This window comes from Ensifer sp. SL37 (assembly GCF_026672675.1).
Taxonomy (GTDB): domain Bacteria; phylum Pseudomonadota; class Alphaproteobacteria; order Rhizobiales; family Rhizobiaceae; genus Ensifer; species Ensifer adhaerens.
Genome location: NZ_JAPPRN010000001.1, coordinates 1124437 through 1148507, shown reverse-complemented (window position 1 = coordinate 1148507; position 24071 = coordinate 1124437). Strand labels below are relative to the sequence as shown.

The following is a 24071-nucleotide window of genomic DNA, read 5'->3' as shown; positions in this document are numbered from 1 at the left end:
AGCCGATCTCCCCCCTTGTGGGGGAGACGCCCGGCAGGGCAGAGGGCGGTATCCACGAAATCCGCCGCCCCTGCCGCCGTATCCCGATTGGAACCCGCCTTAGCCATGGATCTTCTCCAGCGTCGCGGCGATAGCGACCCGCTCGGCTGGCAGCCGGGTGCCCTCGCCGTCGAACAGCATCGCCCGTTCCGGCATGAACTCGACGTCAACGGGCTGACCGATCGCGAGCACCGCGGCCTCGGCAGGTGCTGACTTGGCAGTGACTAGCTCGCCGATCGCATCGAGGCGGGCGTGAACGATTACCTCAGAGCCGAGGAACTCCATACGCTCGACCCGCGCGCTCAACCGGCCGGCGCTTGCCGCATGGAAGCGCACGAATTCCGGGCGGATTGCGAGCTTCACTGAAGCATCCGGCGCCTGTCCGCGGCTTGCCAGAAGCACCAGATCGCCGAAGCGCACGATGCTCGCGGTATCCGTGCGGGTCTCCAGCACGTTGATCTTCGGCTGGCCGAGGAAGCGTGCGACCTCGATATGGGAGGGGTTGTCGTAGATCTCCTTCGGGGTCGCCAGTTGCAAGAGATTGCCGCCGATCATCACTGCCACTCGATCCGCCATCGACAGCGCTTCCGACTGGTCGTGGGTGACATAGAGCGTCGGCACGCCGGCGCGGCGGTGGAGATCGACGATCTCGCCGCGGGCGTGGACGCGCAGGTTGGCATCAAGATTGGAGAGCGGCTCGTCCATCAGGAAGACGGCCGGGCGGCGCACCATGGCGCGGGCGAGCGCCACGCGCTGGCGCTGGCCGCCGGACATCTGGCCGGGCTTGCGGTCGAGCAGGTGATCGATCTTCAGCGCCAGCGCCATTTCCTTGACCTGGCGCTGGATATCGCTGCGGATCTGCTTCTGCCCCGGCATCAGATTGCCGATCACAGGCAGACGCTGCGCCGCTGTCAGCCGCCGCATCGCAAGCGGCACGGCGATGTTCTCGCCCGTCGTCAGGTGCGGATAGAGGGCATAGGACTGGAAGACCATCGCGACATTGCGATCGGCCGCGGCCATGCGCGCGACACTGCGGCCGCCGATGACGATCTCGCCGCCGTCGCCATGATCGAGACCAGCGACGATGCGCAACAGCGTGCTCTTGCCGCAGCCGGAAGGACCAACGAGCGCGATGAACTCACCCGCCTCCGCCTGCAGGCTAACCCCCTTCAGGATCGCGTTGCCGCCATAGGACTTGGTGATACCCTCTAGCGAAAGCACGCTCATTGCGCCGCCTCCGCACGGACCGTCTTCTTGGCCGCCAGCGGGTAGACCTCTTCTACGATCGGATCGAGCAGGTGGCTGGTCAGTCCCGGCACCGCGATGATCTCGCTTTTGACGTTGACGTCGCTAAACTCGTGTACGACGGCGCCGACCAGCCGCTCACCCGGCATCGGCCGTTCCAGCGTATCAATGATGAAGGAGGTCGGCGGCGCCCAGACGAGAGACGTCCCGGCGTGCTTGCCCGTCCAGGCCCAGTGCAGGTGGCCGCTTGCATGCAGCGCCACCTCGGCTTCGGCGAAAAGATCAAACAGGCGTTGGCGCTGGCGCGGACGGATGCCCCAGTAGCCGGTGTCGCCTTCGCCCGGATCGTCGACGAAGAGCGGCTTGTGGGCAAAGACGGCCACCCGGCGGCCGTCGCGGCTGAGCAACTGTTCCTCCAGCCAGGCAAACTGCCTGTCTTCTTCTTCGTCCTCGAAGCCGATCAGCAGGCTGTTGACGCCGAGCAGCCGCCAGTCGCCATGGTCGCGGCCCCAGTAGTCCGGACCGGCGAGCCGGCGCCAGCGGGCAAGCCGAACTGGGTCCACCGGCTGGTGCGAACCCGGCAGATGGCCGACATCGTGATTGCCGGGAACGATCAGCACCGGCATCGAGAGCTGGCCGATCAGATCGAGCGAGAAGGTGATGTCGTCCTCGTGGTCAGCGCCATCGATGGTGACGTCGCCGGTGTGGATGACGAGATCGGGTGCCACCGCCTCGATCCAGGCGCGAACCGGTTCCCAATTGCCGTTGAAGTGGCTTTTGGCGGGGCTGAGATGGGTGTCGCTGATCTGGACGATTTTCATGGAAACGGGCCTCCGACGATGGCTTGCGGTATCCGCGTCGAAGGGCTGATACTTCCCTTCTCTGCGGTTGGCCGCAGTCTTTAGGGAGCCGCCATGTCAGTTTGGTAACAGCCGTTCTCAGCTGATTTTCAGTTTCTCCATGAAAGCGTCATCTTCGGGAATGCCAATAGGTCGCGAAATTCGCCCTTGCCCACCCCGGTGGAGCCGCCGCGATCGTTGTGCTCAAAATTTTACGTTATCGTATACAATAATTTGCGCATATTGACGACAAAAAGCCCAAATCATGGGCAGTCGCCCTACGCCGTGAACGACACAATCCGGCACAAAAAACGGCCATTCTCGCTATAAAACATAGCCTTAGGCACGACGATCGAATTTGGCACGATTGATGCTTCTTCTTGTTGCAAGGAGAAAGCCTCATGTCGAAAGCCGCAGAGATCGATATCGTTTCCGTTTCCAAGATGTATGGCGCGACCACGGCCGTGCATTCCATCAGCCTGAAGATCCCTGCCGGCAGCTATTGTTGCTTCCTTGGCCCGTCCGGCTGCGGCAAAACTTCGACGCTGCGTATGATCGCCGGCCATGAGAGCATTTCCTCAGGCGATCTCAGGCTCGGCAATATCGTCGTCACGGATTTTCCGCCGGCCAGGCGCAGCACGGCGATGATGTTTCAGTCCTATGCGCTCTTCCCTCATCTCGACCTCATCGACAACGTCGCCTTCAGCCTGAAGATGAAGGGCGTCACCCGTGACATCAGACGCGCCAAGGCGCTCGACATACTGAAGCTGATGCAGATGGAGGCCTACGGCACCAGGCGCCCGGCCCAGCTTTCCGGAGGCCAGCAGCAGCGCGTGGCGCTTGCCCGCGCGCTGATCACCGAGCCGGAGGCGCTGTTGCTCGACGAGCCACTCTCGGCGCTCGACCCGTTCCTGAAGATCCGCATGCGCGCCGAACTGAAGAAGCTGCAGAAGACACTCGGCATCACCTTCGTACACGTCACCCACAGCCAGGAAGAGGCAATGGCGCTCGCCGATCTGATCGTCGTCATGAACAACGGCCGGATTGAGCAGGCGGCAGCACCCCGCACGGTGTTCGAGCGGCCGGCCACCGCCTTCGTCGCCCGCTTCATGGGCGACCACAACGTTCTCCCCGGAAAAGTCCGGGCGATCAGCGACAACGTCGTCGAAATGGAGACGTCCGGGGGCCAGGTCTTTACGGTGCGCGATATCGCCCAGCAGGTGGGTCGGCCGATAGACATCGGCATCCGCACCGATCGCGTGCGGCTCGCCCCGCCCAGTGAGAAGGGCCTCGGCTTCCAGGCGGTGGTCTCCAACATCGAATATCGCGGCGCCTCGGTGAAGCTCACCGCCACCGGCGCCGGCAGCGACGACTTCACGGTTATCGTCAGCGACGCCGACCATTTCAGGAAGCCGGTCGCGGTCGGCGACGCGGTGTCGCTGAGTTGGACCCTGGAGGACGTCGTCCCCCTCGGCCGCCTTTCCGCATGAGCTAATCAACCATCACAAGAAGGGGAACTGCACATGACGACTGAAACCAAGACCGAGAAACCTGCGAGCGGCCTAACACGGCGTTCGCTGCTCAAGACCGGCGTTGCTGCCGTCGGCGCGATCGCCGGATCCGGTGTGATCACCGGCTTCCCAACGATCTGGGCGCAAAATCCAATCACGCTGCGGCAGTTCGGCACCGGCGTTTCAAACATCAACGCGATCGCCGAGAAGTGTAAGCAAGACCTCGGCATCACGCTGGAGATGACGGCGACCGATTCCGACGCCGCCGCGCAGCGGGCGGTAACGCAGCCCGATTCCTACGACATCGCCGACATCGAATACTGGATCGCCAAGAAGGTCTTCCCAGCCGGCGTGATACAGCCGATGGACGTCAAGAAGATCAAGTACTTCGACAAGATTGTGCCGCTGTTCATAGACGGCAAGCTGAAGCCCGAAAGCGTCGTCGCGCAAGGCACCGCGCCGCACACCGTTGGATTTGTTGACGCCCAGGATTCCAAGACCTTCGCCAAGTCGCCGACCGACTGGATGACCCTGATCCCGACGATCTACAACGCCGACACGCTCGGCATTCGCCCCGATCTCGTCGGCCGCGAAATCTCGACCTGGGCCGACATCATGGACCCGGCCTTCAAGGGAAAGACCGCGATCCTCAACATCCCCTCGATCGGCATCATGGATGCGGCAATGATCATGGAGGCGATGGGTAACATCAAATATGCCGATAAAGGCAACATGACCATGGACGAGATCGACAAGACGATCGAGTTCCTGATCAAGGCCAAGCAGGACGGCCAGTTCCGTGCCTTCTGGAAATCCTTCGACGAGAGCGTCAACCTGATGGCCTCTGGCGAAGTCGTCATCCAGTCCATGTGGTCGCCGGCCGTCGCCGCCGTGCGCTCCAAGGGCATTGCCTGCAAGTACCAGCCGCTGAAGGAAGGCTATCGCGCCTGGGGCGGCGGACTCGGCCTTGCCGCCCATCTTCAGGGCGCGCAGCTCGATGCGGCCTACGAATACATCAATTGGTATCTGTCGGGCTGGGTCGGCGCCTATCTCAACCGCCAAGGCTACTATTCCGCCGCGATGGAAACCGCCAAGGGTTTCATGTCCGAGGACGAGTGGGGCTATTGGGTGGAGGGCAAGCCCGCCAAGGGCGACATCCTCTCGCCGGAGGGCAAGGTGATGGAAAAGGCCGGCGCCGTCCGCGACGGCGGATCGTTCGAACAGCGCATGGGCAAAGTTGCCTGCTGGAACTCGGTCATGGACGAGGACCGTTACATGATCAAGCGCTGGAACGAATTCATCGCGGCGTAGTCGCAGGCACGGGTACGACTGCGCCCGCAGCGGTCTTGCCCCTCACCCTAACCCTCTCCCCGCTCGCGCGGAGAGGGGACGTGCCACACCTGCGGTCCAGATGTTTGTGAGGCGGTGCGGCATATCCCTTCTCCCGCCTGCGGGGAGAAGGTGCCGGCAGGCGGACTAGGGGCAATCCCTCACCGCGCGGATAAGGGGCACCCCCTCGTCCAAAAATCGAAGAGAGGACCAACAATGGCGACAATAGCCACTTCGCAGTCAGGGGAGATCGGAACAGAGACGGCGCCCCGTCGCCCCGCCATTCCCCGCGCGCTTGCCTCCTACATCCAGGCGCTGCCGCTGACGCTGATCCTCGGCTTCTTCTTCGTGTTGCCCATCCTGACGATCGTCGTCGTCAGCTTCTGGGATTATGATTTTGCCGGTCTCTACCCGGACTTCCTGACGATGAACTACGCCGACACGCTTGGCTCCTGGGTGACGTGGAAGACCTATCTCAACACGCTGAAATTCACCGTTCTCGTCTGGGCACTGACCCTCGCGATCGGCTTCTGGGTAGCGTATTTCCTCGCATTCCATGTTCGTACCACCACCATGCAGATGGTGCTCTTCCTCGTCTGCACCGTGCCGTTCCTGACGTCGAACATCATCCGCATGATTTCCTGGATCCCGGTGCTCGGCCGCAACGGTCTTGTGAACTCTGCCCTGATCGAGCTCGGCCTCATCCCACAGCCGATCGAGTGGCTGCTCTATTCCGATTTTGCCGTGGTGCTCGCCATGGTCCATCTCAACACGCTGTTCATGGTGACGCCGATCTTCAACACGCTGATGCGCATCGACCGATCGTTGATCGAAGCGGCCCGAGACTGCGGCGCCTCCGGCTTCCAGATCCTCTGGAACGTCATTCTGCCGCTCGCCAAGCCCGGCATCGCCATCGGCTCGATCTTTGTCGTCACCCTCGTCATGGCGGATTTCTCGACCGTGCAGGTCATGTCCGGCGGCCAGAGCGCCTCGGTGGCGCTGATGATGAAGAACCAGATGTCGCTCTTGCAGTATCCGGCCGCCGCCGCCAACGCGGTGGTTCTTCTGATCGTCGTTCTCCTGATGGTCGCCGCCATCCTACGCGTCGTAGACATTCGCAAGGAGCTTTGACATGCCTCACGAGAAACGCGGCAAGGAATTCTACCTGCTTGCAGCCTTCTTCACCCTGTTCGTGCTGTTCCTCTACGGCCCGCTCTCGGCGGTGCTGATCCTCGCCTTCCAGGGGCCGGACGGCGGTCTCACTTTTCCGCTGAACGGCGTCTCCGTGCACTGGTTCTACAATCTGTTCGAAAGGCAGGCGGTCGGTGATTTCGGCGCTTCGTTCCGCCGGTCCTTCACGCTGGGGCTGATGGTCATGGTGGTCAATGTCGTCGTCGCCCTGCTTGCGGGCCTCGCCTTCCGCCGGCGCTTCCGCGGCGCGACCGCGCTGTTCTATCTGACTGTCGCCAGTCTCGTGGTGCCGTCGATCATCATCTCGCTCGGCATCGGCGTCGTCTTCCAGCAGTTCGGCCTGAAACCCGCCTGGTATTCCTCCGGCTTCGGCGCGCATCTGACCTGGACGCTGCCCTTCGGCGTGCTCATCATGTTTGCGGTCTTCAACCGGTTTTCGCCGGCCTATGAAGAGGCCGCTCGCGATCTCGGCGCGACGGCGTGGCAGACCTTTCGCCATGTGCTTTTGCCGATGATCGCCCCGAGCCTGATCGGCGTCGGTCTCTTCGGCTTCACGCTCTCCTATGACGAGTTCGCCCGCACGCTGATGACATCAGGCAGCTACAACACCCTGCCGCTCGAGATCTACGGCATGACGACGAACGTGACGACGCCGGTGCTTTATGCGCTCGGCACGGTCACAACCCTCTTCTCCTTCACCATCATCCTAGTCGCGCTGGCTGTCATACTGATGCTGCGGCGCCGCCAGGCAAAGCTGAGCTAGGACCAATGCGCATTCTGATCGTCAATCCCAACACCACCGCCTCGATGACCTCAAAGGCAGCGACTGCTGCGCGGGCGGTCGCCGAACCCCACACGGAAATCCTCGCCCGCACATCGAAATCCGGTCCGGTCTCGATCGAAGGGCATTATGACGGTGCGATTGCGCTTCCGGGCCTGCTCGCGGAGATCCGTGACGGCGAAGCCGCGGGCGCGGACGCCGCCGTCATCGCCTGCTTCGACGATACGGGGCTTGAGGCGGCGCGCGCGCTAGCCCGCATGCCGGTGGTGGGCTTATGCGAATCCGCTGTCGCAACCGCAGCCATGGTGGCGCAGCGCTTCACCGTCGTGACGACGCTGGAACGTTCGCGGGTGCTGATCGAAAACCTGACCCGGCACTACGGCATGGCGGGCCGGGCGAAGGTGCGCGCCGCCGATATTCCCGTGCTTGAACTGGAGGACAAGTCCTCGAACGCCCTTGCCAAGCTGCGGAGCGAGATCGAACTGGCGCTTCATCAGGACGGCGCCGAGGCAATCGTGCTCGGTTGCGCCGGCATGGCGGATCTCGCCCGCATGCTCCAGGCCGACTACGGCGTGCCGGTCATCGACGGCGTGTCGGCCGCGGTCAAGCAGGCGGAAGCACTGGTGTCGCAGGGGCTTTCGACGAGCAAGCGCGGCTCCTACGCAGCCCCGCTCAGCAAATCCTATTCCGGCTTGGTGAGCGCGCTTGCGCTGCCCCCTGGATGAAGCGACCTTGACACCTCCATCACGGTGGCAAGCATCGCATTCGACGCATCGGCTTCGGCAACGACCCAGTCGCGAAAAGCCTGGATCTTCTTCTGCCGCCTGGTGCTTTGCGGATAGACGAGCCAATAGGCGCGGCCGTCGCGCACCACGTGCTCGAACGGCCGGATGAGCCTGCCGCTCTTCAGTTCATCCATCAGGAAGGTTGAGACGGCAATCGCAATGCCGTGATCCGCCAGGATTGTGGCGACATCCATCGCCTGGACGTCGAAGATCAATTCGGTGCCGTTGCTTGCCGGCGGTTCGACGCCGGTTTCGATCATCCATCGCCGCCACCAGCTGGCGTTGCCGAAACGCCGGACCCTCAGAACGTCGGCGGGCTCCTTGAGCTGGTGCTTCTCCAGGAAGGAGGGCGTGCAGACAGGCACGTAATCGAGCGGAAACAAAGGAAAGACATCGTTGCCCGGCCAGTCGCCGGCGCCGCTGCGCACCGCGAGATCGACGGCGTCGCGCTTGAAGTCGACCAGCTCGGTCGACATGTGCACCCTGATGCTGATATTGGGATGCGCGGTCTGAAACGAGGCGAGGCGCTGGCCGAGCCAGCTCGAAACGACGGTCGGGAGCACGGAGATGTGCAGGTGATGCTCGGTCTTGTCGGCGATCTCCGAGAAGGCTGCCCCTAAGAGATCGATCGCTTCGGTCACCTTCGGCGCCAACTGCCGCCCGGCGCCAGTCAATCGCACCTCGCGCGGAAGCCGGACGAACAGCGGCGCGCCGATGCGATCTTCCAACAGCCGGATCTGATAGCTGACGGCCGCCTGCGTCATGCTGAGCTCTTCGGCGGCGCGGGTGAAACTCAGGTGCCTGGCGGCGGCCTCAAAAGCGCGCACCGCACTCATGGGAGGAATCTTGCTCATGGAACTGAGATAAGCATTCTTTATGCCAGCATGCGAGAAATCGCTTTGCGCGAAACGGCAAAAACCCTCACTTTTTTCGCGAACACACGACCTTTTAGAGAAGTGAGGATAGCAATGCTTAGCGCAATGCGATCAACGATTTACTATGTTCTGAACTGGGCCGATAAGACCCTCAGCCCCTCCGTTGCCATCGATACCTTCAACGAGTTCCAGCTCCGGGATATCGGCTTGACGCGGGACCAGGAGCACATTCGCCCGCGCATCGGCGATACAGCCGATCCGTGGCACTGGCCCGAGGAAGAGGCCTCATCCGTGCCGCAAACCTCGGCAGGCTGCAAGGGCGCGAGCAAGCCACGGGCCATGGCAGTCTCGCCGCGTGCGCAACCCGGCGAAAACAAGGACGTCAGCATCCTGCTCTGCGATTGAGCGAGTGCCGAGACGCGACGGGCCTGGATCGCCTAGTGCAGCATCCGGCCCGCGTGATGGCTCCATCGAAATTTCTCCCCAAAACCCTGCGAGCGCTGCGGCGCTTGTTGCCGTTTCGGCGGCGAGACGAAGCCCCCGACGGAGAGCCGTTTCAAAGCGCCGTTTACTCTCCGTTATCCACACTGCAAAAGAAAAGACCCTCCGCACGGGCCGTCCGGCACCTCACACCTATTGACGCAGATTTGCGATGAACTACTATATCTAGTGTTCGAGGTTCTTCCGATTCGCAAGGATTGGGAGCTAAGACGGGAATACGGTGCGCCGGCGAGTTTCCGCTGAGGCTATGCCGTAGCTGCCCCCGCAACTGTAGACGGCGAGCGACTGTCCGGATTTGGACCACTGAGGCATGAGGCCTCGGGAAGGTCGGGATGGAAGCTTTGACCCGTAAGCCAGGAGACCTGCCTCGATCACCAAACGTCCACGGGCGGGGTGTCCGGAGGGGTTGAGTGCGTGGCAGGATGAGCCTGCCCGATCGTCTCGACGTCTCCCCGGCAGCCCGTCGAAAGCTTCGGGGTGAAGTCATGCCAGTTTCTTCCAGTTCAGATCCACCTTCTGCGGACGGGTGCGCGTTGTTGCGCGCCTGATCGAAAGGCCGCGCCTTGAAAACCCGCATCCGCGGAATTCCTGAGCGCCCGACCAAAACGAGCCGGCCCGGTTGCGTAACCGACCTTGGGCCAGCTTGACGACGTCAACTCCGGTCGAGTCGACCGGGGAGCGATGTTTCGTGTCCAATCGCCAACACCACGGTTCGCGTTCGCGCGATCCGACGACTTTTTGCGCCCATTTGCCAGACCCTCACGAGGAACCCATGTCGATCACCGTCTACAGCAAACCAGCCTGCGTCCAATGCACCGCCACAACCCGCGCGCTCGACCGCCAAGGCATCGATTATCGCATCGTCGATATCTCCGAGGATTCCGATGCATTCGCGCTGGTGCAGGGTCTTGGCTATCGGCAGGTCCCGGTCGTCGTCGCCGGCGAGCGGCATTGGGCGGGTTTCCGCCCGGACATGATCAGCGCGCTTTCCTGAAGGACGCGGGCGATGGGCCTGATCGTCTATTTTTCCAGTCGCTCGGAAAACACCCATCGCTTCGTCGAAAAGCTCGGCCTTCGCGCCGCCCGCATACCGCTCAGGGAAAGTATGGACGCACTTACGGTCGCAGAGCCCTATGTGCTGATCGTGCCGACCTATTGCGGCGACGATGGCCGCGGGGCGGTGCCGAAGCAGGTCATCCGCTTCTTGAACGACGCGGGCAACCGCTCTCACATCCGCGGCGTGATCGCAGCGGGCAACAGCAATTTCGGCGCGACCTACGGGATCGCCGGCGACGTGATTTCGGCCAAGTGCCGGGTACCCTATCTCTACCGGTTCGAGCTGCTCGGGACCGACGAGGACGTCGCCAATGTCAAAAACGGGATGGAACGATTTTGGACGTCACGACACTCGAACGCCCCTTGAAGGCGACGGAAGCAGCGCTCGACTATCATGCGCTGAACGCAATGCTGAACCTCTATGACGAAGAGGGACGGATCCAGCTCGACAAGGACCGGCAGGCGGCGAAACAGTACTTCCTCCAGCACGTCAACCAGAACACGGTGTTCTTCCATAACCTCCGGGAAAAACTCGATTATCTGGTGACCGAGGGCTATTACGAGCAGGAAGTGCTGGACCAGTATTCCTTCAACTTCGTGCGCGATCTCTACGATCATGCCTATTCAAAGAAGTTCCGCTTTCCGACCTTCCTCGGGGCGTTCAAATACTACACGTCCTATACGCTGAAGACCTTCGACGGAAAGCGCTACCTGGAACGCTACGAAGACCGTGTCTGCATGGTGGCGATGGCCTTGGCGCGCGGCAACGAGGGGCTTGCCCGCGATCTCGTCGACGAGATCATCTCCGGCCGCTTCCAGCCGGCAACGCCGACTTTCCTCAACGCCGGCAAGAAGAGCCGCGGCGAGCTCGTCTCCTGCTTTCTGCTCCGGATCGAGGACAACATGGAGAGTATCGGCCGCGCCATCAATTCGGCGCTGCAGCTTTCCAAGCGCGGTGGCGGCGTGGCGCTGTCGCTCACCAACATCCGCGAGATGGGCGCGCCGATCAAGCAGATCGAGAACCAGTCATCCGGCGTCATCCCGGTCATGAAGCTGCTCGAAGACAGTTTCTCTTACGCCAACCAACTGGGCGCGCGCCAGGGAGCCGGTGCTGTCTACCTGCACGCCCACCACCCCGACATCATGCGCTTCCTCGATACCAAGCGCGAAAACGCCGACGAGAAGATCCGCATCAAGACGCTGTCGCTCGGCGTCGTCATCCCCGACATCACCTTCGAGCTCGCCCGCAACAACGAGGACATGTATCTGTTCTCACCCTATGACGTGGAGCAGGTCTATGGCGTGCCCCTCACCGAGATTTCGGTGACCGAGAAGTACCGCGAGATGGTCGAGGATGCCCGCATCCGCAAGCGCAAGATCAAGGCGCGCGACTTCTTCCAGATCATCGCCGAGATCCAGTTCGAGAGCGGTTATCCCTACATCATGTTCGAAGACACGGTGAACCGGGCAAACCCGATCGCCGGGCGCATCACCATGAGCAATCTCTGCTCGGAAATCCTGCAGGTGAGCGAGGCGAGCGCGTTCAACGACGACCTCTCCTACAAGCACATGGGCAAGGACATCTCCTGCAATCTCGGTTCGCTGAACATTGCCGCTGCCATGGACAGCCCGGATTTTGGCCAGACGATCGAAACCTCGATCCGCGCCCTCACCGCCGTCTCCGAAATGAGCCACATCTCGTCCGTGCCCTCGATCGAAAAGGGCAACGACGACAGCCACGCGATCGGCCTCGGGCAGATGAACCTGCACGGCTATCTCGCCCGCGAGCGCATTTATTATGGCTCCGAGGAAGGCATCGATTTCACCAACATCTATTTCTACACGGTGACCTATCACGCCATCCGCGCGTCGAACCGGCTGGCGGTCGAGAAGGGCAAGAGCTTCGCCGGCTTCGAAAACTCGAAATATGCGTCGGGTGACTATTTCGACAAATACACTGAGACCGAATGGCTGCCGGCGACCGAAAAGGTGAAAGACCTATTCGAGCAGGCGGGAATATCCATCCCGACGCAGGAAGACTGGCTGGAGTTGAAACGGGCGGTGATAGCTGGCGGCCTCTACAACCAGAACCTCCAGGCCGTGCCGCCGACGGGCTCGATCTCCTACATCAACCACTCCACTTCCTCGATCCACCCGATCGTCTCGAAGATCGAGATCCGCAAGGAGGGCAAGATCGGCCGCGTCTACTATCCGGCCGCCTTCATGACCAACGACAATCTCGAATACTACCAGGACGCCTACGAGATCGGGCCGGAGAAGATCATCGACACCTATGCGGCCGCCACCCAGCACGTCGACCAGGGCCTGTCGCTGACCCTGTTCTTCCGCGACACGGCAACGACCCGCGACATCAACCGTGCTCAGATCCATGCCTGGAAGAAGGGCATCAAGACCATCTACTACATCCGCCTTCGGCAGATGGCGCTCGAGGGTACGCAGGTCCAGGGCTGCGTTTCCTGCGCGCTGTAACCTCGCATTCCAGTAACGGCCCCCCACCCTAGCCCTCTCCCCGCAAGCCGGGAGAGGTGCCGGCAGGCGGATGAGGGGCACCCCCTCACCGCGCGATGAGGCATACACGATCACAAAGGTTCAACGACATGAACATGCACACCAAACCCGCAAGCCGCATCCGCGCCATCAACTGGAACCGCATCGAAGACGACAAGGACCTGGAGGTCTGGAACCGTCTGACCGGCAATCTCTGGCTGCCGGAGAAGGTGCCGCTTTCCAACGACATTCCCTCCTGGGCAACGCTGAAGCCGGAGGAGCAGACACTCACCATCCGCGTCTTCACCGGCCTCACCTTGCTCGACACGATCCAGAACGGCGTCGGCGCCGTCCGACTGATGGAAGATGCGACCACCCCACATGAGGAGGCGGTGCTTTCCAACATCTCCTTCATGGAGGCGGTGCATGCCCGCTCCTATTCCTCGATCTTCTCGACGCTCTGCCTGACACCCGATGTCGATGACGCCTATCGCTGGTCGGAAGAGAACGAGTTCCTGCAGAAGAAGTCCGCGCTGATCATGGCGGAGTATGCCTCCGGCGATCCCCTGAAGAAGAAGGTCGCGAGCGTCTTTCTCGAAAGCTTCCTGTTCTATTCCGGCTTCTATCTGCCGATGTACTGGTCGAGCCGCGCCAAGCTCACCAACACCGCCGACATGATCCGGCTGATCATTCGCGACGAGGCGGTGCACGGCTATTACATCGGCTACAAGTTCCAGCGCGCGCTGGAGCGCTTGAGCGAGGAACGCCGCCAGGAGATCAAGGTTTTCGCCTTCGACTTGCTGCTCGAACTCTACGACAACGAAGCGAAATACACCGAGGCGCTCTATGACGACGTCGGCCTGACCGAAGACGTGAAGAAGTTCCTGCACTACAACGCCAACAAGGCGCTGATGAACCTCGGCTACGAGGCGCTGTTTCCGGCGGAAGCCTGCAAGGTCAACCCGGCCATTCTCTCGGCGCTTTCGCCGAATGCCGACGAGAACCACGACTTCTTTTCCGGTTCCGGTTCGTCCTACGTTATCGGCAAGGCTGTGGCGACCGAGGACGAGGACTGGAATTTTTAAGGACGGCCCATTCGGTCATACCTGACCACAAAAGGCCGGCGAGGACGCCCTCGCCGGCCTTTGTTCAGCAATAGCAGCGCCTACTCTGCCGCGACCACCCGGCTGCGGCCGATCGTTGCTTGCGTCAGCAGGAAGGCGGCAAGGGCGCAAGCGGCGATCGCGCCGGCCATCGGCAGGGCCGTTCCGTCGAAGAAGATAGTCGCAACCACCATGGCGACGGCGGCGGTGACGAAGTGCAGCGTACCCATCAGTGCCGAGGCCGTTCCGGCGATCTCGCCGTGGTCTTCAAGCGCCAGCACCGCCGAGGTCGGGATAACCAGGCCGAGCACGCCATAGCCGACGAAGAGGAACGCGGCCATGACAGGCAACTGGTTGAAGCCGAGGCTCATGACGATGAACATCGTGACCATGGTCAGCGCGAACGCGCCGACGGCAAGATGCATGACCCGCACCAGACCGAAGCGCTCGCCGAGCCAGCCGGTCGCCTGCGACACAGCGAAGAACGACACGGCATTGATCGAAAAGGCGATGCTGTACTCAGTCGGCGTCAGCCCATAATGGTCGATCAGCACGAAGGGCGAATTGGCGAGATAGACCAGGAACCCGGAAATGCCGAGGCCGCCGATGAAGGTGAGCGTCAGGAAATTGCGGTCGGAGAGAAGCAGGCGATAGGCGGCAAGCGCACTTGCGATACTGCTGTCGGCGCGATCCTTCTTCGGCCGGGTTTCCTGCAATTGCGTCGACAGCAGGATCAGGCCGATGAAGGCGGCGATGGTCACCGCATAGAACACGCCGCGCCAACCGTAGAAGCCGATGACGGCGCTGCCGGCAAGCGGCGCCAGGATCGGCGAAACGCTGAAGACCAGCATCAGCATCGACATCAGCCGCGCAGCCTGGACGCCCGTGTGCATGTCGCGCACCACGGCGCGCGGAATGACCATGCCGGCGGCACCGCCGATCCCTTGCAGGAAGCGGAAAGCGATCAGGGTTTCGATGTCGGTCGAAAGCGCGCAGCCGATGCTGGCGACGGTGAAGAGGCCGATGCCGAGATAGAGCGGCGCCTTGCGGCCCCAGATATCGGAGAGGGGGCCATAGACAAGCTGCGAGATGGCAAAGGAGATGAAGAACGCCAGCAGGCTGAACTGCACCACGCCGTTTTCGGCCGTCAGGTCCTTGCCGATTGACGGCAAGGCCGGCAGATACATGTCGATTGCAAACGGGCCGATCGCCGAGATCAGGCCGAGCACGATCGCCGTGCGGAGGAAGGACGTTGTCATGGCAATGAACTTTCAGAAATCGCGGCGCCGAAATCGCTGCCGCCCGGATTGAAACTCAAAGACATCGTCGTGCCAGGATCGAACGTTGGGGATACGCATCCTGCGCTGACTATTCCGTCCATTAATTTGGACACACGTGTAAAATTAGACAGCATTGTCTAAATCGTCAATGGCGCCTATCTTCGGTCCATGAAGAAATTTGATTTGGCCTCGGCTGACGCTCGCCCCCAGAAAGGGCAATTCGCGAAACGCCTTGCGATCCTGGAGGCCGCGGCCGATGTTTTCTGTCGGGAAGGCTTTTCCGGCGCCAGCATCGACGAAATCGCCGTCGCGGCGGGTGTCTCGCGTCAGACCATCTACAATCACTACCGCGAGAAAGAGACGCTGTTCATGGCGGTGATCCAGGACATCATGGATCGCGTGAACGGCGTGCTTTTCTCCATCCTCGCGACCTTTCCCGAGAACGCCGATAACCTCGAGGAAGACCTGGCCGAATTTGCCGTGCGCCTCAACAAGAACTGCAATTGCAACCAGGACGCCAAGTTCATCCAGAAGCTGATCTCGACCGAGGGCAACCGCTATCCGCATCTCTTCCAGTTCTGGCGGGAGCAAGGACCCGGCAAGACCGATCGGGCGCTGGCGGCGCTGTTTGCGCGCCTTGCCCACATCGCACCGCTCGACATCGACGATTTCGACCTCGCGGCGCGCCAGTTCATCGCACTGATCAAGGCCGACCTGCAGATGGGTGGGCTGTTCGGTGAAACGCCGAGCGAAGCAGAGCTGGAGATCAGCGCCCGCAGGGCGGTGAAGACGTTCCTGCGCGCCTATGGCCGGCCGTCAGCGGTTTCGGCAGGCTAACGCCGACCGGCGCTAAAAACCAATCCCGGCCTATTTGGTGATGCGAAAGTCACCGACGTGCCCGGGCGGCTCGACAAATTCGGCAACCACCTTTGAAACCCATGCCGCCGGCGGCCCGTCATGCAGGCGCTCGAGCATGAGGGTGACCGCGTCCTCCGGGCCGCTGATCAAGGCGGCTACCGACCCGTCCGCCTCGTTTCGAACCCATCCCACCAGACCGAGCTTGCGCGCCTCGTCACGCGTCCAGACCCTGAAGCTGACGCCTTGCACCCGCCCGAGAATGCGGACCAACGCCGTCTTGCCGGTCTCAGCCATGGCTCGTCTCCTTTGCCGTTTGTCATGAAATCTGGCGCAAGGCTGCGGAAAGACAAGCCAACCGCAAAAGGACTGAAAGGACGACCGCTGCAACCTAAAAATTTCCACACTGCGCTCCAAATATTTTGTTCGTGTATTTTTAAAAGTTGACGCGCGAAAACTTTTATGATTTTTACGGCCTCACCAAGACGGCGGTGGGAGGGCCTCGCCAGCTTGGCTGAGACACAAGAAGGCCCGCGCCGTTTCCAGGGAGGAAACCATGAACATGTCCCGCATTCTGAAATCTCTCGTCGCCGGCACGGCGCTGTCGCTCCTTGCCTCCTCGGCTTTTGCCGACGGCATCGGCGCGTCGCTTCTGACCCAGCAGCACCCGTTCTACATCGAGCTCGCCGACGCGATGAAAGCCGAAGCTGAAGCCAAGAACGTCAAGCTCGAGGTCTCGATCGCCAACCAGGATCTGAACAAGCAGCTCGCCGATGTCGAAGACTTCATCGTCAAGGGCGTCGACGTCATCGTCATCTCGCCGGTCGACAGCCAGGGCGTGCGCGCTGCGATCGAAAAGGCCGAGAAGGCCGGCATCAAGGTGATCACCGTCGACGTTCCGGCCAATGGCGCGACCGTCACCTCGCATATCGGCACCGACAACTTCACCGGCGGCGTCAAGGCCGGCGAGCTGATGGCCAAGGTTCTCGACAACAAGGGCAAGGTCGCCGTCATCGACTATCCGACGGTCCAGTCGGTGGTAAACCGCGTCAACGGCTTCAAGGAAGCGATCGCCAAGCATCCGGACATGGAAATCGTCGCGATCCAGACCGGCATCACCCGCGCCGAAGCATTGGCCGCCGCCCAGAACATGCTGCAGGCCAACCCCGACATCACCGGCATCTTCGGCTTCGGCGACGATGCCGCCCTTGCCGCTGCCGTTGCGGTCAAGGCTGCGGGTCTCGAATCCCAGGTCAAGGTCATCGGCTTTGACGGCATGAAGGAAGCGCGCGACGCCGTCGACACGAACCCTGTCATGGTCGGCGTCATCCAACAGTTCCCGGACCAGATGGGCAAGCAGGCGGTCGACACCGCCGTCAAGGTTGCCGCCGGCGAGACCGTGCCGGCCGAACAGCCGATCGTCCCCGGCGTCTACACCGCGAAGTAAGTCCTCCCAGGACAGCCGCCGCCTCACCTCAGGGGCGGCGGCAACCCATCAGGGTCCGTTTCCGTCCTCTGGCCGGAGGCGCTGCTCTCGGCTGACCTGAAGGAGGCCGCCATGTTTGGTTCGACCAGCGATACCATTCTCGAAATCGACAACGTCACCAAATCCTTCGGCCAGGTCGCGGCGCTGAAGGGCATGCGCCTCAAGGTTCGGCGCGGCCGGGTGCACACGCTGCTCGGCGAAAACGGCGCCGGCAAATCGACGCTGATGAAGATCCTCGCAGGGGTTCACGAGGCGACCTCGGGGGAAATCGCCCTCGATGGGCGCCCCTACCAGCCGCGCAATCCGCAGGATGCCGCCGCACTCGGTCTTGCCATCGTCTTCCAGGAACTCAGCCTCTGCAGCAATCTGACGGTGGCCGAAAACATTCTCGCCACCCGCGAGCCACGCCGCTTCGGCTTCATCAACGACAAGGAACTGGTCGTCAGGGCCCGCGCGATCGTCGCCGATCTCGGCCTGCCGATCGATGTCAGCGAGAAGGTCGGCAATCTCTCGATCGCCCAGCGCCAGCTGGTCGAGATCGCCAAGGGCTTAAGCCACGAGGCCAAAGTCGTCATTCTCGACGAGCCGACGTCGTCGCTCAGCGACAGCGAAGCCGAGATCCTCTTCGACATCATCGCGCGGCTGAAGAGCCGTGGCGTCGCGGTCATCTACATCTCGCACCGCATGGAAGAGATCATGCGGCTCAGCGACGACATCACGGTCATCCGCGACGGTGAATATGTCTCCACCCATGATCGCGACGACGTCACCATCGAGGCGCTGATCGCGCTGATGGTCGGCCGCCGCATGGACGAAATTTATCCGCCAGCGGCACACGAGCAGAAGCCGGATGCCACGCCGGTTCTCTCCGTCGACGACCTCACCCGCGACGGCGAGTTCGAGAACATCTCCTTCGACATCCGGCCCGGTGAAATCCTCGGCTTCTTCGGCCTCGTCGGCTCCGGCCGCTCCGAGGTGATGAACGCGCTCTTCGGCATGAGGGCCGCGACCGGAACTGTGCGCTTCGAGGGGCAACCGGTCCGCTTCCGCTCGCCGGCAGAGGCAATCGCCCGCGGCATCGGCTTCGTCACCGAAAACCGCAAGGAAGAGGGCCTGGTCCTCAGCCACAGCGTCGGCTGGAACATCTCGATGGCGGCGCTCTCCGATTTCACCGGCCCGCTCGGCTTCACCCGCAGCCGCGCCGAACGCACGGCGGCAGCCCAGGAAGTCGGCCGGCTGGCGATCAAGACCCATTCGCTCGACACGCCCTCGGGTTCGCTCAGCGGCGGCAACCAGCAGAAGATCGTGCTCGCCAAGTGGCTGCTGACCCGGCCCAAGGTGCTGATCCTCGACGAGCCCACTCGCGGCGTCGATGTCGGCGCCAAGTTCGAAATCTACAAGATCATCCGCCAGCTGGCGGCCGAGGGAACGGCGATCCTGCTGATCTCCTCCGAGCTGCCGGAAGTGCTGGGAATGAGCGACCGCGTCGTCGTCATGCACGAGGGCGTCATCGGCGCAACGCTTTCCGGCGCCGAACTCAACCCGGAAACGATCATGGCGCACGCAACGGGATTTAAATCATGACGCAGCAATCGGAACTCCAGGCCACCTTCCTGCGCGCCCTGAAACAGTATGGCGGCATCCTTTTGTCGTTGGTGATGCTCTGCGTCATCTTCTCCTTCCTCAACCCGCGCTTCATGTCGGTCGTCAACTTCATGAACATCCTGCAGCAGGTGGCCGTGGTGGCGATCGCCGCCTTCGGCATGACCTGGGTGATCCTGCTTGGTGAGATCGACCTTTCGGTCGGCTCGATCATTGCGGTTGCGGGCATGGTCGGCGCGCAATGTTTCGCCTTCGGCCTCGGCTTCGCGCCGGCGCTCGCCATCACGCTTCTTGCCGGCGCCCTGATGGGCATGCTGAACGGCGTACTGACGGCAAAGCTGCTGCTGCCATCCTTCATCGTCACCGTCGCGACCATGGGCATCTACCGCGGCATGGTCAGCCTGCCGACCAACGGCGCGCCGGCGATGATCGAGAACTCGACCTGGACCGCCATCGGTACCGAAAGCTTCCTCGGCCTGCCGATCATCATCTGGGTCGTCGCCGTGCTTTTCCTCGTCAACCACATCCTTTTGAGCAAGACGAGCTTCGGCCGCCGCGCCTATCTGACGGGCGGCAATCGCGAGGCTGCCGTCTATTCCGGCATCAAGGTCGACCGGCTGAAGATCACCATCTTCATGATCTCGGGCGTGATGGCGGCGATCAGCGGCGTGCTTCTCTCCTCCCGCCTGTTCTCTGCCCAGACCAATGCCGGCATGAGCTACGAGCTCGACGCAATCGCGGCGGCAGTCCTCGGCGGCACCTCGCTTGCCGGCGGCGTCGGCACCATGGTCGGCACGCTGATCGGCGCGCTCATCATCGGCGTCATGAACAACGGCATGAACATGCTGTCGGTCCCCTACTTCTACCAGCTTATCGTCAAGGGCCTGGTGATCCTGATCGCCGTCTGGCTCGACGTACGCGCCAAGCAGGCAAAGCGCTGATCTTTCCGAAGAGAACATACCCATGCACAAGATACTGACGATCGGCGAGATTCTCGTGGAGATCATCGCCACCGAAAAGGGCGACGGCTTTCGCCAGGCGACCCCTTTGATCGGCCCCTACCCCTCGGGTGCGCCGGCGATCTTCATTGACCAGGTCGGCAAGCTCGGCCAGGCAGCGGCAATGATCTCGCGCGTCGGCAACGACGATTTCGGCCACGTCAACCTTGATCGGCTCAAGGCCGATGGCGTCGACATCTCGGGTATCGCGGTCGATCCGCTCGGCACCACCGGCAGCGCCTTCGTGCGCTACCGCGCCGACGGCAGCCGCGCCTTCGTCTTCAACATCCGCCACAGTGCCTGCGGCACGATCCGGCTCGACGAGGCGACCCGGGCGCTGGTCGGAACTTGCAGCCACCTGCACGTGATGGGCTCGTCGCTCTACGCTCCGAGCGTGGTCGAGAGCATCATCGCCGCGATCGAGATCATCAAATCAGCCGGCGGCACCGTCTCCTTCGACCCGAACCTGCGGCCGGAAATCCTCGACAGTCCCGGCATGCGCGAGGCGCTGCAGACGGTGCTCGCCAAGACCGACGTCTTCCTGCCGAGCGGACAGGAACTCTTCCTGTTCACGCAGGCAAAGACCGAAGCGGAAGCCATTGCCGAGCTGCTCGCCACCGGCATCAAGGTGGTCGTCGTCAAGCGCGGCGCCGAAGGCGCCAGCTATTTCGATCGTGAAACGACGCTCTCGCATCCGGGTTTTGCGGTCGAGGAAATCGACCCGACCGGCGCCGGCGACTGCTTCGGCGCGACCTTCGTCACCTTCTGGCTGAACGGAGCCAAGCCCGCTGAAGCACTGGAATTCGCCAATGCCTCGGGCGCGCGCGCCGTCATGATTTCCGGCCCTATGGAAGGCGCATCGACGCGCGCCGATCTCGAAACCTTCATCACCGCGAAAAAGGGCTGACCGCCATGCAACAGAACCTCCTGATCGACATCGCCCGCTGGTCCGAACGCCCCGGCCCGCGCGGCATTCCCTCCGTCTGCTCGGCCCACCCGCTGGTAATCGAAGCCGCCATGCTGCGGGCGCTGAAGGAAGATGCCGCGCTTTTGATCGAGGCGACCTGCAACCAGGTCAACCAGGACGGCGGCTATACCGGCATGACGCCCGCCGATTTCACCCGCTTCGTCGCCGGGATCGCCGATCGTGTCGCCTTCCCGAAGGAAAAGATCATTCTTGGCGGCGACCATCTCGGCCCCAACCCGTGGAAACACCTTGCGGCCGAAGAGGCCATGGCCAAGGCCGAGACGATGATCGAAGCCTATGCCAAGGCCGGCTTCACCAAGCTGCATCTCGATACCAGCATGGGCTGCGCCGGCGAGCCGGTGGCTCTGCCCGATGCGGTGACGGCGGAGCGCGCCGCGCGGCTGGCGGCTGCCGCCGAAGCCGCTATTCGCGGCGAAAACCACACCGCTCCCGTCTACATCATCGGCACCGAAGTGCCGGTTCCGGGCGGCGCACTGGAAGAACTCGACACGCTGGAAGTCACCGCACCCGAGGCGGCGGTCGAGACCGTCTCCATTCATCGCCAGGCGTTTGAAAAGGCCGGCGCTGCCGACGCCTTCGGACGTGTCGTCGGCGCGGTGGTCCAGCCGGGCGTCGAGTTCGGCAACGAGAACGTGATCGCCTATGACCGGGCGAAAGCGGCGAACCTCAGCGCCAGCCTGAAACAGCTCGACGGCGTCGTCTTCGAAGCGCATTCGACCGACTACCAGACACCAGAGGCGCTGCGCGATCTCGTTTCCGACGGCTTTGCCATTCTCAAGGTCGGCCCGGGCCTGACCTTCGCTTTGCGCGAGGCACTCTACGGCCTCGACCAGATCGCCGCCTTCCTTTTCCCCGAGGCGCGCAAGCAGACGCTGGCGGCCGTCACCGAGGAAGTGATGCGCGAGGAGCCGGCCAACTGGGGCAAGTATTACCACGGCTCGGCGGAGGCCCAGCGGCTGCAGCGGCACTTCTCCTATAGCGACCGCATCCGCTATTACTGGCCGCATCCGAAGGTCGCGGCAGCCGTCGAAGAACTTCTGGCACTGCTTGACGGCGTCGTCATCGCGGAAACGCTGATCAGCCAGTATCTCCCCGGCAATTACGAGCGCGTGCGCGACGGTGAAGTCGCGGCTCAAGCAAAACCGCTGGCACTTGCTGCCGTCGATCGGGTTCTCGAGGATTACTTCAGGGCCTGCCGCGCTTAGCGCCCGGCCGGATGTTCGGTGAATATTTGCGAGCCGGTACTGCCTATCCCCTCGAAATAAACCTATAAACGAAATCAAAACAATATGGGGCACAGCGACCGTGGACAGACAGATCAAGACCATGGAGGATTTTTCGGAGTTCGTCGGCTTGTCGCGCCCGACGGTCTCGAAATACTTCAATGATCCAGGCTCGGTCCGCAAGAAGACCCGCGATGCCATAGAGGCTGCGATCAAGCAGTCGGGTTTTCGCCCGAACATCTTCGCCGTCAACCTGAACCGCCGCCGCACCAACATCCTCGGCGTCATCGTCCCGAACTCGACCGACCCTTTCTACATGGCGCTGACGCGCCGGATCGAACACATCGCCAACCAGGCAGGGTTCCTTGCCTTCGTGCTCTCCTCCGACGGGCGGCCGGAAATGGAAGAGCGGGCGATCGAGACCTTCAAGTCGATGAACGTCGCCGGCGCCATCATCGCGCCGCTCGGCGTGCAGTCGCACCACCGGACGCTGACGGCGCTCGGCGCCAGCATTCCGCTGATCTATGTGGACTCGCCGCTCGATGACAGCTCCTCCTTCGTCGGCACCGACAACCGCCAGAGCTTCCGGCTGATGGTCGACTATCTCTGCCGCTCCGGCAGCCCCCCCTGCTACTTCGGCATGCCGCCGGTCAACAACAACGCGATGGCCCGGCGCGACGCCTATCTGGAAGCGATGCAGCAGCTGAAGATGGAGCCGGCACTGGTCGAAACCACGCCGAATGCCGCCTGGGATTTCGAAAAATTCGGCTTCGACGAGACGCTGCGCATCCTCGGCTCCGGCGGCTTTCCAACCAGGACGGTGCTTTGCGCCAACGACCGCGTCGCCTTCGGCGTGATTGCCGCCGCCTTCCAGTCGGGTCTCAAGGTCGGACGCGATGCCGATGCGGATCTGCGCGTCGCCGGCCACGACGACCATCCGCTGTCGCGCTACACCTGCCCGCCGCTGACGACGGTGGCGCAGAACTACAACGAGATCGGTCGTCTGGCGATCGAACTGCTTTTGTTCAAGCTCGGGGAAACCACCGACGACGGCGACGCCTTCCCCGAGGACGAGCGCATTCTCTTGAGCGCCGAGATCATGCTGCGCGGTTCCGCCTAGCAAGGTCGGGCGACCCGTTCTGTCCGAATGCGACCTCTCAGAAGAGCGCGCTCCAGACAGGCCCGGTTGCGCTGCTCAATCAGGACCGGCGCGCCAGCGCCAGCACCTGATCGGTCGTCAGGATATCGCCGAAGGTGTCATCGATCGTCGCCAACGATGCGCGATGCAGCAGCGCATGCGGAACGACGTCACCTTCCCCCGTATCGAGATCGCGTGTGGCGCAGGCATCCGAAGCGACGATGACGTTGAAGCCGAGCGGCACGGCATCGCGCGCTGCACCGGCAACGCAGGCATGGGTCATCAGCCCTGACATGACGAGCGTATCGACGCCAGCCTGCCTCAACTGGGTGCCGAGATCCGTGCTGGCAAAGACGCTGACGGAGGATTTGCGCACCACCGAATGGTTGGCGGCGGGCTGAATGTCCCGGTGAAACGCCGAAGTCTCGCTGTCCTCGGCAAACACCGGGCTGCCAGCCGGCGTGACATGCTTGACGTGATAGACCTTCATGCCCTCCGCATCAGCGCGCGCAATCAGCCGCTTGGCATTGGCGAGCGCCCTCTCACCGTCCGGGATCGGCATGCGGCCGGCAAAATATTCGTTCTGGAAGTCGATCGCCAGCAGCGCCGTCTTCCTGGGATCGAGGCTGGCGGGGGCAGCGGCACCGGCAATCGTACGGATGGTCGGGTGTTGTGTCATGGGAGGTTCCTTTCGCGTTTCGACGCCCGCGAAGATCGTCAAAGCGGCCTCATCACGAA

The 24071-nt window shown here is 62.4% G+C and carries 23 protein-coding genes and 1 riboswitch; of the genes, 17 read left to right on the top strand and 6 right to left on the bottom strand.

The window, feature by feature from the left end:
* Nucleotides 1-99: 99 nt before the first annotated feature.
* Together OVA00_RS05225 and OVA00_RS05220 are read right to left on the bottom strand one after the other, a co-directional pair.
* Nucleotides 100-1266: an ABC transporter ATP-binding protein gene (locus tag OVA00_RS05225; RefSeq protein WP_090296773.1), complete on the bottom strand. Its 1167-nt coding sequence runs from the start codon at nucleotides 1264-1266 to the stop codon at nucleotides 100-102.
* Nucleotides 1263-2105 (bottom strand): metallophosphoesterase family protein, encoded by an 843-nt coding sequence (locus OVA00_RS05220; protein WP_192357031.1) that lies wholly within the window; start codon nucleotides 2103-2105, stop codon nucleotides 1263-1265. The genes OVA00_RS05225 and OVA00_RS05220 overlap by 4 nt, the downstream gene beginning before the upstream one ends.
* A 419-nt stretch (nucleotides 2106-2524) precedes the next feature.
* On the opposite strand from OVA00_RS05220, the gene OVA00_RS05215 reads away from it, so the two are divergent.
* The 5 genes from OVA00_RS05215 (at nucleotide 2525) to OVA00_RS05195 (ending at nucleotide 7660) form a co-directional block, all read left to right on the top strand.
* Nucleotides 2525-3613, top strand: a complete 1089-nt coding sequence (locus tag OVA00_RS05215; RefSeq protein WP_268088252.1) for an ABC transporter ATP-binding protein — start codon at nucleotides 2525-2527, stop codon at nucleotides 3611-3613.
* 33 nt (nucleotides 3614-3646) lie between these two features.
* On the top strand, nucleotides 3647-4945 hold the full coding sequence (locus OVA00_RS05210) for an ABC transporter substrate-binding protein (protein ID WP_034805570.1): 1299 nt from the start codon (nucleotides 3647-3649) through the stop codon (nucleotides 4943-4945).
* Between the two features lie 234 nt (nucleotides 4946-5179).
* Nucleotides 5180-6094, top strand: a complete 915-nt coding sequence (locus OVA00_RS05205; protein WP_034805568.1) for an ABC transporter permease — start codon at nucleotides 5180-5182, stop codon at nucleotides 6092-6094.
* A 1-nt stretch (nucleotide 6095) separates the two neighbouring features.
* A complete protein-coding gene (locus tag OVA00_RS05200; protein WP_060644622.1) occupies nucleotides 6096-6917 on the top strand; it encodes an ABC transporter permease in 822 nt (273 codons plus the stop codon).
* 5 nt (nucleotides 6918-6922) lie between these two features.
* Nucleotides 6923-7660, top strand: coding sequence for an aspartate/glutamate racemase family protein (locus OVA00_RS05195; RefSeq protein WP_034805563.1), 738 nt, complete (start codon nucleotides 6923-6925; stop codon nucleotides 7658-7660).
* Here OVA00_RS05195 and OVA00_RS05190 read toward each other — a convergent pair.
* Nucleotides 7618-8574 (bottom strand): LysR substrate-binding domain-containing protein, encoded by a 957-nt coding sequence (locus OVA00_RS05190; RefSeq protein ID WP_268088249.1) that lies wholly within the window; start codon nucleotides 8572-8574, stop codon nucleotides 7618-7620. The two genes, OVA00_RS05195 and OVA00_RS05190, sit on opposite strands and share 43 nt — an antisense overlap.
* A gap of 126 nt (nucleotides 8575-8700) precedes the next feature.
* Between OVA00_RS05190 and OVA00_RS05185 the strand changes: the two genes are divergently transcribed.
* The 5 genes from OVA00_RS05185 (at nucleotide 8701) to nrdF (ending at nucleotide 13745) form a co-directional block, all read left to right on the top strand.
* The gene (locus tag OVA00_RS05185; protein WP_060644620.1) at nucleotides 8701-9000 is read left to right on the top strand and encodes a hypothetical protein; all 300 of its coding nucleotides are present in this window, start codon (nucleotides 8701-8703) and stop codon (nucleotides 8998-9000) included.
* Between the two features lie 254 nt (nucleotides 9001-9254).
* A riboswitch (cobalamin riboswitch) is annotated at nucleotides 9255-9480 on the top strand.
* 388 nt (nucleotides 9481-9868) lie between these two features.
* The gene (gene nrdH, locus OVA00_RS05180; RefSeq protein WP_034805557.1) at nucleotides 9869-10090 is read left to right on the top strand and encodes a glutaredoxin-like protein NrdH; all 222 of its coding nucleotides are present in this window, start codon (nucleotides 9869-9871) and stop codon (nucleotides 10088-10090) included.
* 12 nt (nucleotides 10091-10102) lie between these two features.
* Nucleotides 10103-10519 carry a class Ib ribonucleoside-diphosphate reductase assembly flavoprotein NrdI gene (gene nrdI / locus OVA00_RS05175; RefSeq protein ID WP_060644618.1) on the top strand — a complete coding sequence of 139 codons (417 nt, stop codon included), beginning with the start codon at nucleotides 10103-10105 and terminating at the stop codon, nucleotides 10517-10519.
* Complete coding sequence (gene nrdE, locus OVA00_RS05170) at nucleotides 10489-12642, top strand: class 1b ribonucleoside-diphosphate reductase subunit alpha (RefSeq protein ID WP_268088246.1); 2154 nt, start codon at nucleotides 10489-10491, stop codon at nucleotides 12640-12642. Before nrdI ends, nrdE begins: the two co-directional genes overlap by 31 nt.
* Before the next feature lie 128 nt (nucleotides 12643-12770).
* Entirely contained in the window at nucleotides 12771-13745 is a 975-nt protein-coding gene (gene nrdF / locus OVA00_RS05165) for a class 1b ribonucleoside-diphosphate reductase subunit beta (protein ID WP_268088244.1), read from the top strand.
* An 80-nt stretch (nucleotides 13746-13825) separates the two neighbouring features.
* Here the strand turns inward: nrdF and OVA00_RS05160 are convergent, their stop codons facing one another.
* Nucleotides 13826-15022: a multidrug effflux MFS transporter gene (locus OVA00_RS05160; protein ID WP_060644615.1), complete on the bottom strand. Its 1197-nt coding sequence runs from the start codon at nucleotides 15020-15022 to the stop codon at nucleotides 13826-13828.
* A gap of 189 nt (nucleotides 15023-15211) precedes the next feature.
* On the opposite strand from OVA00_RS05160, the gene OVA00_RS05155 reads away from it, so the two are divergent.
* Nucleotides 15212-15880: a TetR/AcrR family transcriptional regulator gene (locus tag OVA00_RS05155; RefSeq protein ID WP_268088242.1), complete on the top strand. Its 669-nt coding sequence runs from the start codon at nucleotides 15212-15214 to the stop codon at nucleotides 15878-15880.
* A 30-nt stretch (nucleotides 15881-15910) separates the two neighbouring features.
* On the opposite strand, the gene OVA00_RS05150 is transcribed toward OVA00_RS05155, so the two are convergent.
* The gene (locus OVA00_RS05150; RefSeq protein WP_268088240.1) at nucleotides 15911-16195 is read right to left on the bottom strand and encodes an acylphosphatase; all 285 of its coding nucleotides are present in this window, start codon (nucleotides 16193-16195) and stop codon (nucleotides 15911-15913) included.
* Between the two features lie 259 nt (nucleotides 16196-16454).
* On the opposite strand from OVA00_RS05150, the gene OVA00_RS05145 reads away from it, so the two are divergent.
* The 6 genes from OVA00_RS05145 to OVA00_RS05120 all read left to right on the top strand — a co-directional run bounded on the left by OVA00_RS05145 (nucleotide 16455) and on the right by OVA00_RS05120 (nucleotide 23315).
* Complete coding sequence (locus OVA00_RS05145; protein ID WP_034805529.1) at nucleotides 16455-17345, top strand: substrate-binding domain-containing protein; 891 nt, start codon at nucleotides 16455-16457, stop codon at nucleotides 17343-17345.
* A gap of 111 nt (nucleotides 17346-17456) precedes the next feature.
* Nucleotides 17457-18968: a sugar ABC transporter ATP-binding protein gene (locus tag OVA00_RS05140; RefSeq protein ID WP_089042858.1), complete on the top strand. Its 1512-nt coding sequence runs from the start codon at nucleotides 17457-17459 to the stop codon at nucleotides 18966-18968.
* Entirely contained in the window at nucleotides 18965-19927 is a 963-nt protein-coding gene (locus tag OVA00_RS05135; protein ID WP_060521942.1) for an ABC transporter permease, read from the top strand. The genes OVA00_RS05140 and OVA00_RS05135 overlap by 4 nt, the downstream gene beginning before the upstream one ends.
* Nucleotides 19928-19949: 22 nt before the next feature.
* Nucleotides 19950-20891, top strand: a complete 942-nt coding sequence (locus OVA00_RS05130; RefSeq protein ID WP_268088235.1) for a tagatose kinase — start codon at nucleotides 19950-19952, stop codon at nucleotides 20889-20891.
* 5 nt (nucleotides 20892-20896) lie between these two features.
* Nucleotides 20897-22177, top strand: coding sequence for a D-tagatose-bisphosphate aldolase, class II, non-catalytic subunit (locus OVA00_RS05125; protein ID WP_268088233.1), 1281 nt, complete (start codon nucleotides 20897-20899; stop codon nucleotides 22175-22177).
* A 121-nt stretch (nucleotides 22178-22298) separates the two neighbouring features.
* Entirely contained in the window at nucleotides 22299-23315 is a 1017-nt protein-coding gene (locus OVA00_RS05120; RefSeq protein WP_268088502.1) for a LacI family DNA-binding transcriptional regulator, read from the top strand.
* A 79-nt stretch (nucleotides 23316-23394) separates the two neighbouring features.
* Here OVA00_RS05120 and OVA00_RS05115 read toward each other — a convergent pair whose 3' ends face one another.
* Nucleotides 23395-24012, bottom strand: coding sequence for an isochorismatase family protein (locus OVA00_RS05115; protein ID WP_159415767.1), 618 nt, complete (start codon nucleotides 24010-24012; stop codon nucleotides 23395-23397).
* Between the last annotated feature and the right edge of the window lie 59 nt (nucleotides 24013-24071).

What these genes read in the sequence shown, in the direction of transcription:
- OVA00_RS05225 (WP_090296773.1), bottom strand. Translation starts at nt 1,266, where the DNA reads ATGAGCGTGCTTTCGCTAGAGGGTATCACCAAGTCCTATGGCGGCAAC.
- OVA00_RS05220 (WP_192357031.1), bottom strand. Translation starts at nt 2,105, where the DNA reads ATGAAAATCGTCCAGATCAGCGACACCCATCTCAGCCCCGCCAAAAGC.
- OVA00_RS05215 (WP_268088252.1), top strand. Translation starts at nt 2,525, where the DNA reads ATGTCGAAAGCCGCAGAGATCGATATCGTTTCCGTTTCCAAGATGTAT.
- OVA00_RS05210 (WP_034805570.1), top strand. Translation starts at nt 3,647, where the DNA reads ATGACGACTGAAACCAAGACCGAGAAACCTGCGAGCGGCCTAACACGG.
- OVA00_RS05205 (WP_034805568.1), top strand. Translation starts at nt 5,180, where the DNA reads ATGGCGACAATAGCCACTTCGCAGTCAGGGGAGATCGGAACAGAGACG.
- OVA00_RS05200 (WP_060644622.1), top strand. Translation starts at nt 6,096, where the DNA reads ATGCCTCACGAGAAACGCGGCAAGGAATTCTACCTGCTTGCAGCCTTC.
- OVA00_RS05195 (WP_034805563.1), top strand. Translation starts at nt 6,923, where the DNA reads ATGCGCATTCTGATCGTCAATCCCAACACCACCGCCTCGATGACCTCA.
- OVA00_RS05190 (WP_268088249.1), bottom strand. Translation starts at nt 8,574, where the DNA reads ATGAGCAAGATTCCTCCCATGAGTGCGGTGCGCGCTTTTGAGGCCGCC.
- OVA00_RS05185 (WP_060644620.1), top strand. Translation starts at nt 8,701, where the DNA reads ATGCGATCAACGATTTACTATGTTCTGAACTGGGCCGATAAGACCCTC.
- nrdH (WP_034805557.1), top strand. Translation starts at nt 9,869, where the DNA reads ATGTCGATCACCGTCTACAGCAAACCAGCCTGCGTCCAATGCACCGCC.
- nrdI (WP_060644618.1), top strand. Translation starts at nt 10,103, where the DNA reads ATGGGCCTGATCGTCTATTTTTCCAGTCGCTCGGAAAACACCCATCGC.
- nrdF (WP_268088244.1), top strand. Translation starts at nt 12,771, where the DNA reads ATGAACATGCACACCAAACCCGCAAGCCGCATCCGCGCCATCAACTGG.
- OVA00_RS05160 (WP_060644615.1), bottom strand. Translation starts at nt 15,022, where the DNA reads ATGACAACGTCCTTCCTCCGCACGGCGATCGTGCTCGGCCTGATCTCG.
- OVA00_RS05155 (WP_268088242.1), top strand. Translation starts at nt 15,212, where the DNA reads ATGAAGAAATTTGATTTGGCCTCGGCTGACGCTCGCCCCCAGAAAGGG.
- OVA00_RS05150 (WP_268088240.1), bottom strand. Translation starts at nt 16,195, where the DNA reads ATGGCTGAGACCGGCAAGACGGCGTTGGTCCGCATTCTCGGGCGGGTG.
- OVA00_RS05145 (WP_034805529.1), top strand. Translation starts at nt 16,455, where the DNA reads ATGAACATGTCCCGCATTCTGAAATCTCTCGTCGCCGGCACGGCGCTG.
- OVA00_RS05140 (WP_089042858.1), top strand. Translation starts at nt 17,457, where the DNA reads ATGTTTGGTTCGACCAGCGATACCATTCTCGAAATCGACAACGTCACC.
- OVA00_RS05135 (WP_060521942.1), top strand. Translation starts at nt 18,965, where the DNA reads ATGACGCAGCAATCGGAACTCCAGGCCACCTTCCTGCGCGCCCTGAAA.
- OVA00_RS05130 (WP_268088235.1), top strand. Translation starts at nt 19,950, where the DNA reads ATGCACAAGATACTGACGATCGGCGAGATTCTCGTGGAGATCATCGCC.
- OVA00_RS05125 (WP_268088233.1), top strand. Translation starts at nt 20,897, where the DNA reads ATGCAACAGAACCTCCTGATCGACATCGCCCGCTGGTCCGAACGCCCC.
- OVA00_RS05120 (WP_268088502.1), top strand. Translation starts at nt 22,299, where the DNA reads ATGGAGGATTTTTCGGAGTTCGTCGGCTTGTCGCGCCCGACGGTCTCG.
- OVA00_RS05115 (WP_159415767.1), bottom strand. Translation starts at nt 24,012, where the DNA reads ATGACACAACACCCGACCATCCGTACGATTGCCGGTGCCGCTGCCCCC.